This is a genomic window from Kandleria sp. (assembly GCF_017934775.1).
Taxonomy (GTDB): domain Bacteria; phylum Bacillota_I; class Bacilli_A; order Erysipelotrichales; family Coprobacillaceae; genus Kandleria; species Kandleria vitulina.
The window spans coordinates 1-14,487 of the sequence record NZ_JAGBIX010000011.1; the positions used below are offsets into that span (position 1 = coordinate 1).

The 14,487-nt window shown below is 36.1% G+C and carries 10 protein-coding genes; all 10 read right to left on the minus strand.

Annotated elements, in window-relative coordinates:
- Positions 1–155: 155 nt before the first annotated feature.
- The gene (locus J6L95_RS01990) at positions 156–1,301 is read right to left on the minus strand and encodes a bacterial transcriptional activator domain-containing protein (protein WP_287457961.1); all 1,146 of its coding nucleotides are present in this window, start codon (positions 1,299–1,301) and stop codon (positions 156–158) included.
- 137 nt (positions 1,302–1,438) lie between these two features.
- The gene (fucO, locus tag J6L95_RS01995; protein ID WP_029070113.1) at positions 1,439–2,587 is read right to left on the minus strand and encodes a lactaldehyde reductase; all 1,149 of its coding nucleotides are present in this window, start codon (positions 2,585–2,587) and stop codon (positions 1,439–1,441) included.
- 107 nt (positions 2,588–2,694) lie between these two features.
- Complete coding sequence (locus J6L95_RS02000) at positions 2,695–3,234, minus strand: TetR/AcrR family transcriptional regulator C-terminal domain-containing protein (protein WP_031588470.1); 540 nt, start codon at positions 3,232–3,234, stop codon at positions 2,695–2,697.
- Between the two features lie 47 nt (positions 3,235–3,281).
- Positions 3,282–5,081 (minus strand): ABC transporter ATP-binding protein, encoded by a 1,800-nt coding sequence (locus tag J6L95_RS02005; RefSeq protein ID WP_287457962.1) that lies wholly within the window; start codon positions 5,079–5,081, stop codon positions 3,282–3,284.
- Complete coding sequence (locus J6L95_RS02010; protein ID WP_029070116.1) at positions 5,074–6,855, minus strand: ABC transporter ATP-binding protein; 1,782 nt, start codon at positions 6,853–6,855, stop codon at positions 5,074–5,076. The genes J6L95_RS02005 and J6L95_RS02010 overlap by 8 nt, the downstream gene beginning before the upstream one ends.
- Before the next feature lie 79 nt (positions 6,856–6,934).
- Positions 6,935–7,192: a DUF1653 domain-containing protein gene (locus J6L95_RS02015; RefSeq protein ID WP_074685881.1), complete on the minus strand. Its 258-nt coding sequence runs from the start codon at positions 7,190–7,192 to the stop codon at positions 6,935–6,937.
- On the minus strand, positions 7,179–8,051 hold the full coding sequence (locus tag J6L95_RS02020) for an NAD(P)-dependent oxidoreductase (RefSeq protein ID WP_338011458.1): 873 nt from the start codon (positions 8,049–8,051) through the stop codon (positions 7,179–7,181). Before J6L95_RS02020 ends, J6L95_RS02015 begins: the two co-directional genes overlap by 14 nt.
- 46 nt (positions 8,052–8,097) lie before the next feature.
- On the minus strand, positions 8,098–9,477 hold the full coding sequence (gene purB / locus J6L95_RS02025) for an adenylosuccinate lyase (protein ID WP_029070119.1): 1,380 nt from the start codon (positions 9,475–9,477) through the stop codon (positions 8,098–8,100).
- A gap of 15 nt (positions 9,478–9,492) precedes the next feature.
- Complete coding sequence (locus tag J6L95_RS02030; RefSeq protein WP_287457964.1) at positions 9,493–13,224, minus strand: phosphoribosylformylglycinamidine synthase; 3,732 nt, start codon at positions 13,222–13,224, stop codon at positions 9,493–9,495.
- Positions 13,225–13,233: 9 nt separating this feature from the next.
- Complete coding sequence (gene purD, locus J6L95_RS02035; protein WP_287457965.1) at positions 13,234–14,487, minus strand: phosphoribosylamine--glycine ligase; 1,254 nt, start codon at positions 14,485–14,487, stop codon at positions 13,234–13,236.

Sequence of the window (14,487 nt, forward strand, 5' to 3'; positions counted from 1 at the left end):
CTGGTTCAGTGACATCTGCACATATGCAGATGTCACTGAAGAATAGAACCATGCCTACTGCATTTCTGCAGTAAACAAATCAGACAGAAATCAAAAAAACAGGAATCAAGAATTTACACAAAATTCTTGACGCTATCATTTCATTTCTAATTCATCTAATGTTTATATTCCTTAATATTCATACCTTGGAAATAAATTTTACCTTCATGTCCATTATGTTCATAATAATGACTCTTTATACGATCAATAACTTGCTTTAAGTGATCCCATTCACAATCAATAAGAACCATAAACTTATTTTGATCATATTGTAATACGCAATCATATTCTCTTAGATTATCCATAATTGCTTTCTTTAGATTAACGCCTAGTGCTTCATTATTCTTTGTATTTTCATCTTTTACGATAATATCTACAATATGATAATGAGAGGTCTCTCTCTGTGCACGACGTTTTTCAATTTCACAAAGCTGTCTAAATTCTTCAGCACTGCATTCAAAAGCCTGTTTGCTTTTGAACTGCTGGAATGTAGACTGGATAGCTTCTAGACGTCTTTCATTTTCCTGTTGCTGCGACTGGTGGAGCAGCTCCTTTAATGAAATGTTAGGATCAATGCCTAAATCTTTACGAAACAGTGTTTCTAGATTCTTATAATTCTTTCTAGCCAATTCAATATTATTTTCTCTAATATACTGTTTCATAATATAGTAATGTGCTTTTTCATTATAAACATCCAGTTCTAAAATCTTTCGTGACATCTCTTTAAATTCTTCGATAGATTCTTCTTCATAATACTTAATCATCAATGCCAGCATAGCCTGAAGAACCTTTGATTCAAGATACGTATTTTCCAGTTTTACCCATAACGTATTCGCAATCATTGGCAGCAGACGTCCTTTATAAAGAGCAACTGCTTTTTCATAATACTCATAATTGATTTCTTCATCTTTTTTTGCAAGCTGAATATAATGTTCAAATTCATCGAGATCAATTTCTACTCGAATAGATTCATTCCAGTAATAATAGCCCTTTGAAGAGATAATAAAAGGTTCATCACCAAACTCTTTTAATAATACTCTCACACGATAAACAAGAGCTTTCAATGCATTCAATGGATCTTGTGATGCATCCTTGAACATGATTTCAGATAATTCATGATTACTAATCTGATCAAATGGTTTCTTAAACAAATAAACCAGCAGCTCTGTAATCTTTGACGAATGAAAATCATTATAGGCAATCGTTTTTCCATTATAGGACATTTCAAATGTTCCTATCATTTTTACACGCATAGTATTCATACCCATAACCTCCACTTATATGTTCATTGTACAAAACCAAAGTCAAATGGAAGTCATAACTAGTTATAATTATAAAATATAACTAACTTAAAGCATGAAAAAAACATAGAAAGTTGTGACTTTCTATGTTTTTTTGACTACTTCATAACTTTTCTAATTAATTCCTTGAATTCTTCCAAAGTTGTATCTCTAGGATTTCCTGGTGCACATGCATCCGCAAAAGCATCTTTTGCGAGCTGTTCTACATCTTCTTCTTTTAATCCTTCTACATATGATGGAATACCGACATCCTTGCTTAATGTCTTAACAGCGTCGATTGCAGCTTGACGATATTCACTTTCACTCATCTGATCAACACCTTCAACACCCATTGCACGAGCGATTTCTCTGAATTTCTCACCAGTGTAATCCTGATTGAATTCCATGACGATTGGTAACATGATGGCACATGCTACGCCATGTGGCGTATCATAGTGAGCTGAGAAAGTATGCGCAATAGAATGAGCAATACCTAATCCTACATTAGAGAATCCCATTCCGGCGATATATTGTGCTAAGGCCATGCCTTCTCTGCCTTCATCAGTATTCTCTACTGCACCACGTAAGTTTTTAGCGATAAGCTTGATTGCTTCAAGATGGAACATGTCTGTCATTTCCCATGCCGCTTTTGTTGTATAGCCTTCAATCGCATGAGTCAATGCATCCATACCTGTAGCAGCAGTCAATCCTTTTGGCATAGATGACATCATATCAGGATCAACGACAGCCCAATTTGGAATATCATTCTGATCGACGCAGACGAACTTTCTTTCTTTTTCTACATCTGTAATAACATAGTTGATTGTAACTTCAGCTGCTGTTCCTGCAGTTGTAGGTACAGCGATTGTACGTACTGCATGATTTTTTGTAGGTGCTACCCCTTCAAGTGAACGCACATCTTCAAATTCAGGATTTTCTACGATAATTCCAATCGCTTTGGCTGTATCCATTGAAGAACCACCACCGATAGTAATAATAGAATCCGCATTAGCTTCCTTAAATGCTTTGACACCATCCTGAACATTCTTGATTGTAGGATTTGGTTTAATTTCTGAATAGATGACATATTCAAGTCCACTTTCATCAAGAAGATCAGTGACCTTCTTAGTAACACCAAATTTTACAAGATCAGGATCTGAACATACAAAAATCTTTTTAAATCCTTCTTTTTTAGCAATCTCTGGAATTTGTTTGATTGCTTCTTTACCATGATAAGAAATTGTGTTTAATACAATTGCATTTGCCATATTATATCTCTCCTTGTTTTCTCTATGATAAAATTTTAACATTTAGATGTTAGGGCTTTCAAGTTACACTTTCCCCCATTTGTCACATAAAAAAAGTAGACCGAAGTCTACTTTAAATCTGATAGATAATATTCAAGCTTAACTGGTAAAGCATCAATGAGATACTGCGCTAGCTCTTCTGGTGATCTTTTCATTCCATGAGTAGCCCAATCCACTGTCATAGTAATGGAACCATGACAATACATTTTTAACAAGAAACGAATATCATCGGGAATTTGTCCACATTTCTTTTTAATGATGCCTTCATAAAAATGATAAATACATTCATAGTCATAATGTTCTACATTATTATAATCTTTTGATAAGAACGCCGCTTCAAAGAATAGCTGATCTTCTAGAATGAATTCAAATTTCTTTGTCAATCCTTCCTTCAAGGTTTCCTGTTCACCAATCTGTAAGAATGACTGATCAGCTAGCACCTTAAAGTACCAATTGACTAAAGCGTACTTATCTTCAAAGTAACGATAGAATGTCTGTCTTGTCTTACCGGATACTTTTACAAGATCAGTGACACTCACTTTATCTAAAGGCTGTTTCTTTAACAATTCTTTTAAGCCTTCTGCAAATATATAACGTGTATCTTCCATCTTTATCACCTAGTCTATTTTATCAAATATATTTAATTTTGATAAGACTAGAATGCTTTCTTAGTCGCTTGTTCAACTTCTTCACGTGAATAAAGCTGATAATAGTACCCCTTTTTATTCATCAGTTCTTCATGCTGACCTGATTCTATGATCTTCCCATCTTTAACAACAAGAATGATATCCGCATTGACAACAGTAGAAAGACGATGCGCAATCATAAATGATGTACGTCCTTCAACTAATTTTTCAATAGCCATCTGAATCTTCTGTTCAGTCATTGTATCAATAGAAGATGTGGCTTCATCAAGAATAAGAATAGCTGGATTGGCAATAATGGCTCTCGCAAAGCTTAACAGCTGCTTTTCACCAGTGGACATTGTATTGCCACCTTCTCCAATATTGCTGTCGAGTCCCTCACCCATACGTTTCACTATTTCTTCTGCATTAACGATCTTTAATGCCTTCCATATTTCTTCATCAGTAGCATCACTTTTGCCATAACGAAGATTATCGCGAATAGTCCCTGAGAAAAGATGTGGTGTCTGCAACACATATCCAATATGATCATGCAGCCAGGACTGACTTCTTTCTCTTGCATCCCTGCCATCAATCAGAATTCTTCCTTTTGTAGGTTCATAGAAACGACAGACAAGATTTACAAGCGTTGACTTCCCTGCCCCTGTTTCTCCAACAATAGCAACATTTGTTCCTTGTGGGACATGCAGATTGAAATCTTCAAGAACCATCTCTTCGCCATCTGGATATTTGAAGGACACATTTTCAAAGACAATATCACCATGAAGTTTTTCCCAGTTCTCTTTACGTGGATGAAAAACATCCCCATATTTCTTAATGACATCCTCACCATCGACAACATCAGAATCAGTATTCATTAAAGTTGTAAAACGTTCAATGTTGACTTGTACATTGATCAACTGAGAAATCGTTTCAATCATACGCTGAATAGGATCAATCATGCCTAAGGCATACGACATAAACACTGAAAGTGTTCCTATTTTCATAAGACCCTCAATACTTAATCGTCCTCCCTGCCATAAAACAATAGCCAAGGCCACACTTGAGAGTGTTGTAACAGTGGCACTAAACAATGCTGAATAGTGCGTAGAATGAATGGAAGTACGTTTCATCAGATTGGTATCTTTTTCAAAATCATCCTGAATCGTATCTTCTACCACCAATGTACGAATAGTCTTTGCGCCAGTGATTCCTTCATTGAAATGTCCTGTAATCATTGAATTAATTTCTCTGATCTTACGGTTCAAGAAGACAATTCTTTTCTGGAAGAATAAGATAAACACTATGGCAACAGGTACAAGCAAAAGCAACAGCAATGCAAGACGAACATTGATCATGCTCATTACCACAAATACAAAGATAATATAAGAAAGATTCCAGACAATATCCATCAATCGCCATGACACCATTGTACCAATACGATCAGTATCGGACATAATACGTGCATGAACATAGCCAACATTGTTGGTATTGAAATATGAGAAAGATAACGTCTGAAGATGATTGAATGAAGCATTCTTTAAATCTCTTCCTACTTCAAGTTCAACCTTGCAGCAAAGATAACTGCTAAAGTAATTCAAGAAAACCTGAGCAATCAAGAATAAGATGTAGCTTACAATAAATAATGTAAGATTATCTATTTTTCCCTGTCCAATATAATGATTGATCGCATACTGATTAAACAGTGGATAAATCGTATCAATAAGAGAACTCAATGCGCCAAGTACAACCATGACTACAATCATTAGACGATACTTTTTAACATAACTAATAATCTGAGGAATACCAAAATATTTAAGTTTCTTATTCATGAGAAATTCCTCCTAATGATTGAATATCACTGATGGTCTTATATAGACCATTCTGGTTCATCAATGACTGATGTGTTCCTTCTTCGATAATCTTGCCTTCATTCATAACGATAATATGATCCGCATCCTTTAATGTAGAAATACGATGAGAAATCATAATAACCGTAGAATCATGAACATTCTCTTTTAAGGCTTTTCTTATTTTCTGATCTGTCTGTGTATCAACAGCAGAAAGTGAATCATCAAAAATCATGATAGGTGTCTTAGAAATAATCATCTGGGCAATCGCAGTTCTTTGTTTTTGTCCCCCAGATAAAGTGACTCCTCTTTCTCCCACAAAAGTATCATACCCTTTAGTAAAGTGTGATACTGCATCATCCAATGAAGCAATACGACTAGCCTCAATCACATCCTGATGAGTTGCTTCCTTTTTCGCAATCGCAATATTTTCAGACAAGCTTCTAGAGAAAAGAAATGGCTCCTGTAATACAAATCCAATATTTTCTCTTAAGTGATCTTTCTTGATTGTCGCTATATCTACTCCCCCAATGGTGATTTTCCCTTTGGTAGGTTCATAAAGACGATCTAGCAAGTACATCAATGTAGATTTACCAGATCCCGTACTTCCTAATATTCCCAATGTTTCTCCTTTCTTGATTGTAAAAGAAACATCATCAAGAATATAAGGAGCCTCCTCTTTATATCTAAATGATACATGATCAAATACGATATCCTGATGCATATCAACAGTTAAAGGATGTTCATGATCTCTTTCTTCTTGAGAATTCATAATATAGCGAATACGATCAATTGAGACACCAGCCTTGCTCATATCAGAAATAACTCTTCCAAGCTGACGAATTGGCCATACCAGCATGGCATTATAAGAAATAAAGGCGATATAATCACCCGCTGTCATTTCTCCTTTTACACAAAGAAGAGCTCCCAGTACAACAATCATCATTACCTGTAAGCCAGAAATGCCATCACCGGCTGACCAGAACATTGAAATATAGACTGAGAATTTCATATAAGCGGATGTATAGATATTATTCTGCTTCTCAAATCGATCACGTTCTTCTTTCTCTCTTCCAAATGCACGAACAACTCTTACTCCTGTTAAGTTTTCTTGCGCAATAGAAGAAAGATTTCCTTCTTCTTCATCAGCCACCAGAAAAGACTGACTGATCTTTTTTCTAAAAAACAAGGAATATCCCACGATAATAGGGATAAAGTTCGCTGCTACAATAGTAAGAAACACAGAAATCTGTGACATAAAGAACAATGATAAAGCCAAGAGAATAATAATTCTAAAGAAACTAGTCAGCTGTTCAGAAAGAAAGTTCTTGATCTGTTCAACATCACTTGTACATCTTTGAATAATATCTCCCGTAGAATTATCAATATACCAAGAGAAAGGCAATTTCTGAATATGTGAGAACAGACTGTTTCTCATTGTCTGAACCAGCGTCTCTGATCCTGCAGCATTCATTAGATTATAGATATATCTGCATACTGCTCCAAGCAAGGCAATGCCAATGACCAGAGCACCTACCAGATAAAGATGTTCACGAAGAAATCCAGTATCTATAAATGAAAGCGAAGAGGCTTTATGGCCAATGATGGAATCAACAGTAAATCCCACAATCTTCGGATTAATCAGATCAATAAACGACGCCAGTATTGCAAAAAGGATTCCTATTCCAAAATAACGTTTGCTTGAACGTAAAAAATAGAATACCAGTCTGCTGTTTGAAGAAAATTTCTGGTTCATACAAAACCTCCTTAACCAACCATTTATTGTATAAGATAAATGAAAAAATAAAAAGCAATATGATGAAAAAAGATCATATCTACATATGATCTTTTTCAAACCTGTATTTTTGTTTAATAGAAGGATACTTTTCATGATCCACTTCTTCTAAAAACATCTTTAATGGACGTACATACATTTTTTTATCCCCATAAAGTGCGCGATAGACCATCATATCCTCATCAGTTTCACTGTGCGTAGCAACACCAACAATTTCATAGAGATAAGTCATTGAAGAAGCATCCACAGTTTCTCTTTTAAAATGTCTGACAACATCGCCCTTATTAAATGTTCTCATAATAATGTGCCAACCCCTGTGTTCCTTCTTCGCCGTAGCCTTCTTCTTGCATCTTAGTCTCCATGGACAAGACTTTCTCAAGAACTTCTAAAGTCAAGTCGCGACTCAACGCTTCTTCATCCGCAATACGCATATCCTTTACAAAATGCTTAATAAAAAATCCTGGATTAAAATCTCCATCAATAATCTTCTGACCAAGATTTGAAAGCTGCCAGCTTCCGGCAGCGCCATTAGCAATAGTATCAAGCATCTTCTGCACATCTAGTCCAGCTTTCTTGCCATAAGCGATTGCTTCAACGGTTCCTGCAAGCGTACCGGCAATCGCAATCTGATTAGCCATCTTAGTGTGCTGGCCTGCACCGGCTTCTCCTTCATAGATCACATTTGTTCCCATTACTGATAGTAATGGTTTCATTTTTTCAAAGATCTCCTGATCTCCACCTACCATAATCGCAAGTGTGGCTTCTTTTGCCCCTTTATCTCCTCCAGATACAGGAGCGTCTAGTGAGTGGAGTCCTCTTTTTTGTGCTTCTTCATAGATGCGCTGTGACAATTTTGGTGAAGTTGTGGTCATATCAATCATGATAGAGCCTTCTTTCATATTTTCAATAACACCATCTTTGCCAAAGTATACTTCTTCAACATCTTTTGGAAAACCAATCATGGTCACCATGACATCAGAGCATCTTGCACATTCAGCAACATCATTGCACCAGATAGCCCCTTTTTCTAATAGATCAAGACATTTTTCTTTTGTACGGGTATAAACATACAATTCATGCCCAGCATTCTTTATATGTTCAGCCATAGGTTTTCCCATGACACCTAATCCAATAAATCCAATTTTCAATTCCATCACCTCATTAGTATTATAAAAGAAAAAGAAGATGAATCAAATCATCTTCTTATAATTCTTTTTTTGCGATACGAGCAGCATAGCCAATATATCCAGCTGGAGTCATATTAACTAATGTTTCTCTATCCTGATCAGAAAGAACTTCTAATCCCTTGGCAAATTCAAGAATAGCATCTTTAGAAATATTCTTTCCTCTTGTTAATGCCTTTAACTGATCATATGCATCTGCAATACCATATTTTCTAAGCATAGTCTGAATTGGTTCAGCTAATACTTCCCATTTTTCATTTAAGTCAGCAGCTAGCTTTTCTTCATTGATTACACATTTAGCAAGACCACCAGTTGTTTCATTGATTGCCTGTAAAGAATAACCGAATGCTAAACCTAAGTTACGCTGTGATGAAGAATCAGATAAATCTCTCTGCATTCTTGATTTAGGAAGCTTATTGCTTAATGATACACAAATATTATTTGAGAAATCAGCATTGGCTTCAGAGTTTTCAAATCTGATTGGATTGACTTTATGTGGCATAGTAGAAGAACCTACTTCACCTTTAACTGGAATCTGCTTGAAGTATTCCATTGAGATATATAGCCACATATCTACATCAAGATCCATTAAGACATTATTGAAATGACGAATACCATCTAGAATATGACAAGTATAGTCATGTGATTCAATCTGAGTTGTGAATGGGTTAAATGTTAAACCAAGATAATCTTCCACAAATTCCTTGTTTGCTTTTTCCCAATCCATATCAGGGAAAGGTACACCGATAGCAGAATAGTTACCTGTTGCACCATTGAATTTAGCTTTAATCTTAACTGCTTCTACATTTTCGATGCTAGAAAGGAAACGATAAGCGTACACCTTGAATTCCTTACCAATTGTAGTAGGTGTAGCTGGCTGTCCATGAGTATGAGCTAACATTGGAATATCAGCATACTGTAAAGCAAGACCATCAATTGTTTTTGCAAATTCTTTTGCTTTCTTAAGCCATACGTTCTTAAGACCATCTCTGATCATGCAGCCATATGAAGTATTGTTGATATCTTCTGAAGTACATCCGATATGCACAAAGCTTTCTAGCTTATGGAATCCTAATTCAGCAAGCTGTTCATCAATATAATATTCAACAGCCTTAACATCATGTCTTGTAGTCTTTTCAATTTCCTTAATACGCTTATAAGCATCAAAGTTGAATGAAGATGCAATATTCATTACACCAGAAAGATCTTTCTTTCTTGCTTCATTTAATACTGGCGTATCAATATGATCAATTAAATATTTTAACCACTGAATTTCTACAAAGACTCTATATTTTACAAGGGCATACTCAGAGAAATATTCTCCAAGCATATCCTTGATTACACCATATCTTCCATCTAAAGGTGATAAAGTTGTACATTCAAACTGTAATTTATCCATTCACATTCTCCTCATTTATTTAAAGTAAGCAACACCGGATTCAAATAATTTCTGATCCATGTCACCATAAATATTGATGTTTCTGTTGTCTCCCTGACGTTCACTATGTCCCATCTTACCGATGACTCTACCATCTTCAGAAAGAATACCTTCAATACCATACATAGAACCATTTGGATTGAATGGAGATTTCATAGTGACTTCATCATTTTCATCAACATACTGACTAAATACCTGACCATTGGCGATTAAACGATCTAAGACTTCCTTGTTTGCGACAAAGCGTCCTTCACCATGTGAAACAGGAATAATATGTGTATCTCCAACATTGACATTAGCTAACCATGGAGACTTAACAGATGAAATACGTGTTTTAACCATCTGTGATACATGACGTCCAATTGTATTGAATGTTAATGTTGCATCATCTTTAGTCATATCTCTAATGACACCATCTGGCAATAATCCCACTTTGACAAGTGCCTGGAATCCATTACAGATACCAATGATCAATCCTTCTCTATCAAGAAGCTTTTCAATTGCTTCTTTGATCTTAGGATTGCGTAATACTGTCGCAATAAATTTACCTGATCCTTCTGGTTCATCAGAAGCAGAGAATCCACCTGGAATCATCATAATCTGAGCACCATCAATAGCTTTAGCAAGCGCATTGATAGAGTTCTTGATATCATCATCACTTGTATTTTTAATCAATACAATTTCAGGAGTCCCTCCGGCTTTCTTGAATGCTCTAGCAGAATCATATTCACAGTTTGTACCTGGGAAAGCAGGAATAACAACTTTAACTTCATCGTAAGTCTTAGAAGCATGTGCTTTTCCTCTTTCGAATGTATCATTCACTTTAATCTCATCAGTTGGTGCTTTTGCGACTGTAGGATAAACATCTTCAAGTACGGCTGTATGTTCAGCATAGATATCATCAAGCATGACTTCTTCATCCTTGTAGATGACTTTATCGCTAGCAATAGTCTCACCAACAACTCTTGAATATTCAAGTGTTACTTCACCTTCAACTTCAAGAATCATATGACCGTAGTTCTTTTCAATTAAGTCTTCTAAAGTTAATTCTTCATTGATCTTAAGACCAATCTTATTACCAAATGCACTCTTATAGATAGCTTCAAGTAGACCACCATCTTTAATAGTATAAGCACTCTTGACGATACCTTTTCTCATTAATTCAAGAACAGCATCGTACTGTTTCTTAAGTGCATCAAAATCAAAGATACCAAATTCATCTTTTGGAATCATCACTTCAACAATAGTGTGTCCTGCTTCTTTCCATTCTGGAGAGATGATATGTTTTACATCTTCACCAGTAACCGCAAATGACACGAATGTTGGTGGTACATCAATATTTTCAAATGTACCTGACATAGAATCCTTACCACCGATTGAAGGTAATAATAATTCCTTCTGTGCTCTATAGGCACCAAGTAATGCAGCAAATGGCTGACCCCAACGAGTTGGATTATCCATTAGACGCTGGAAGAATTCCTGGAATGAGAAACGGATCTTATGATAATCACCGCCCATTGCGACAATCTTCGCAACAGATTCTACCACTGCACTGATGGCACCATGGTATGGAGACCATTCTGTGATTTTTGGATTATAGCCATATGACATTAATGAACATGTTGTTGTTTCTTTACCTAATACTGGAATTAAAGCAGCCATAGCTTCAGTTTCAGTACGGAATGTCTTTCCTCCATATGGAGAAAGAACAGTACCATTTCCGATAGAAGAGTCAAAACGTTCAACCAAGCCCTTCTGACTTGCGACAGAAAGACGAGTCATAACTTCTTTACTAGTTGCTTTAAAAGTATCCTGAGCTTTTACTTTTAATGGGTTCTTAGAGAAATCTGGTAATGGTACATTGACATCCTGATAACGTTTTGCACCATTCTTATTTAAGAATTCTCTTGAAAGATCAACAATGACTTTACCCTGATAACGCATTGTTAATCTACCTTTATCTGTTACATCAGCAACATATGTTGCTTCAAGGTTTTCATCAGCACAGCATGCTAACATAAAGTCTAAATCTTCTTTATTGATGACAATAGCCATACGTTCCTGAGATTCAGAAATAGCAAGCTCTGTACCATTTAATCCTTCATATTTCTTAGGTACAGCATCCAAGTTGATATCTAATCCATCAGCTAATTCACCAATTGCGACAGATACCCCACCGGCGCCAAAGTCATTACATCGAACGATCTTTTCAGAGAATTCACCATTTCTAAATAATCTCTGAATCTTACGTTCTTCAACTGGGTTACCTTTCTGTACTTCTGCACCTGCAGTTTCAGTTGTTTTTAATTCATGTTTCTTACTTGAACCAGTGGCACCACCGATACCATCACGACCAGTTCTTCCACCGATAAGCAATACAATCTGACCATTTTCTGGTTCTAATCTCTTAACCTGTTTCTTAGGCGCTGCAGCGACAACGGCACCAAGTTCCATTCTCTTAGCAACATAACCCTGATCATAGATTTCATGCACATAACCAGTTGTTAAACCAATCTGGTTACCATAGCTTGAGAATCCCTGAGCTGCTTCACGACAGATTTTTCTTTGTGGAAGCTTACCTTTCATTGTATCCTTCAATGACTGACGAGGATCACCAGCACCAGTAATACGCATTGACTGGTAAACATAAGCACGACCAGAAAGTGGGTCACGGATACATCCACCTAAACAAGTAGCAGCTCCACCAAATGGTTCAATTTCAGTAGGATGGTTATGAGTTTCATTCTTGAACATCAATAACCAATCTTCATCACCCTGATCAGTATGAACTTTTAATTCAACTGAGCAGGCATTGATTTCTTCTGAGACTTCCATATCGTCAAGATATCCACGTTTACGAAGTTCTTTCATACCGATTGTACCAAGATCCATTAATGTTAATGGTCTTGTAGTATTTACACCATAAACAAGATGACGACTTGCTTTATAGTTATCAATATCTTTTTCAAGAATTGTCTTGAATGCGCCATCTTCAATATGAATATCAGTTAATACTGTACCAAATGTAGTATGACGACAATGATCTGACCAGTATGTATCAAGAACCTTTAATTCAGTTTCAGTTGGATCACGCTGTTCTTCTACAAAGTAATCCTGTGTAACCTTAAGGTCATCATAGTTCATGGCCATGCCATTATCTTCAATATATTGAGAAAGTTCTTCTTTATTGAAAGATCTAAAGCCTTCAATAACAGGAACATCCTTGATTTCAATAGCTTTATCTTCCAAAGTTTCTGGCTTTTCTAATGAAGCGAGACGTGAATCTACTGGGTTAATTAAGAAATTTTCAATAGCAGGTACGTCTTCTTTTGTAATACCTTCAATAATATAAAGGCGAGCACATTTAACTTTTACGCCTTTTTCTTCAGTTAATAGCTGAAAACATTGAGCAGCAAAGTCAGCTCTAACATCATACTGTCCAGGAAGATATTCGATTGCGATAACTTCACTTTCCTGATGAGGATAATCTTCAAGATAAACATTATCCACCATTGGTTCAGAAAGAATTGTGTTAATACCCTTCTGAAGTACTTCTTCTGAAAGTCCCTGTAGATCATAACGATTAATAATTGTAACTTTCTCTACTTGTTTCATATCAAGCTGATGACGAAGCTGGTGTCTTACACTCTTGGCTTCAACAGCATTCTCTTCTCTTTTTGCGACATAAACGCGACAAACTTGACTCATGGAATCCTCCTAATGTAAACCTATATCTTTTCTGCAATACATACCATCAAAATGAATCTTTTCAATAGCCTGATAAACTTTTTCTCTTGTTTCATCTAAATGTTTTCCAACTGCACAAACATTAAGTACACGACCACCGTTTGTGACAAGCACACCATCTTTCATGGCAGTACCAGCATGGAATACAATTATATCATCTGGAAGCTGATCCAATCCAGTAATTGGAAGTGATTTTTCATAACTTCCTGGATATCCTCCACTAGAAAGAACAACACATGTAACCTGTTCATCTTTCCATTTAACTTCCACTTCATCAAGCTTAGATAATGCTACAGCATTCATGATCTCATAAAGATCACTATCTAATCTCAATAAGATAGACTGAGTTTCTGGATCACCAAATCTTACATTGAATTCTAGAACTTTAGCTTCATTGTTTTCTATCATCAATCCGATGAAGATTACACCTCTAAAGTCAAGACCATCTTCCTGTAGACCTTTAACAAAAGGTTCAAGAACAGTTTCTCTTAACTTTTCATCCATGCCACTTGGCATAAATGGGTTTGGTGAAACAGTTCCCATTCCTCCGGTATTTGGTCCCTTATTATTATCATAGATCTGTTTGTGATCTTTTGCGGAAACCATTGGAACAATTGTTTTACCATCAGTAAAACAAAGCAATGAACATTCAAATCCAGTCAAGAATTCTTCAATGACAACCTTACGGCCTGCCCCAGCAAGAATATCTCCACTTAACATGCTCTTAAGAGTCTCTTTAGCCATCTCTTCTTCTTCACAGATCACAACACCTTTACCAGCAGCTAAGCCATCAGCCTTGATGACTACAGGATAACTAAAATCATTTAATGCCTTATAAGCAGCATCTAATTCAGTTACTTCTACATACTTAGCTGTAGGAATATGATGCTTTTCCATAAATTTCTTAGAGAATGCTTTTGATCCTTCAAGATTAGCAGCAGCTTTTCTTGGGCCAAATACCTTATGTCCATGATCTTCTAATAAATCAGCTAATCCTAAGCATAATGGTACTTCAGGACCAATTACTGTTAATTCGATATTGTAGTCTTCTACGACCTTAAGAATCCCCTCAAGATCCTCTACGCTTCCAGGAATACATGTCCCAATTTCTGCAATCCCAGGATTTCCTGGTAATGCAAAAAGCTTATCGACATGTTCACTTTTTGCAAGTGCATAAGCGATGGCGTGTTCACGCCCACCGCTTCCAATTACCAATACGTTCAT

Excerpts from the sequence above, each read along its gene's own strand:
- J6L95_RS01990 (WP_287457961.1), bottom strand. The coding sequence starts at position 1,301 with ATGAATACTATGCGTGTAAAAATGATAGGAACATTTGAAATGTCCTAT.
- fucO (WP_029070113.1), bottom strand. The coding sequence starts at position 2,587 with ATGGCAAATGCAATTGTATTAAACACAATTTCTTATCATGGTAAAGAA.
- J6L95_RS02000 (WP_031588470.1), bottom strand. The coding sequence starts at position 3,234 with ATGGAAGATACACGTTATATATTTGCAGAAGGCTTAAAAGAATTGTTA.
- J6L95_RS02005 (WP_287457962.1), bottom strand. The coding sequence starts at position 5,081 with ATGAATAAGAAACTTAAATATTTTGGTATTCCTCAGATTATTAGTTAT.
- J6L95_RS02010 (WP_029070116.1), bottom strand. The coding sequence starts at position 6,855 with ATGAACCAGAAATTTTCTTCAAACAGCAGACTGGTATTCTATTTTTTA.
- J6L95_RS02015 (WP_074685881.1), bottom strand. The coding sequence starts at position 7,192 with ATGAGAACATTTAATAAGGGCGATGTTGTCAGACATTTTAAAAGAGAA.
- purB (WP_029070119.1), bottom strand. The coding sequence starts at position 9,477 with ATGGATAAATTACAGTTTGAATGTACAACTTTATCACCTTTAGATGGA.
- J6L95_RS02030 (WP_287457964.1), bottom strand. The coding sequence starts at position 13,224 with ATGAGTCAAGTTTGTCGCGTTTATGTCGCAAAAAGAGAAGAGAATGCT.
- purD (WP_287457965.1), bottom strand. The coding sequence starts at position 14,487 with ATGAACGTATTGGTAATTGGAAGCGGTGGGCGTGAACACGCCATCGCT.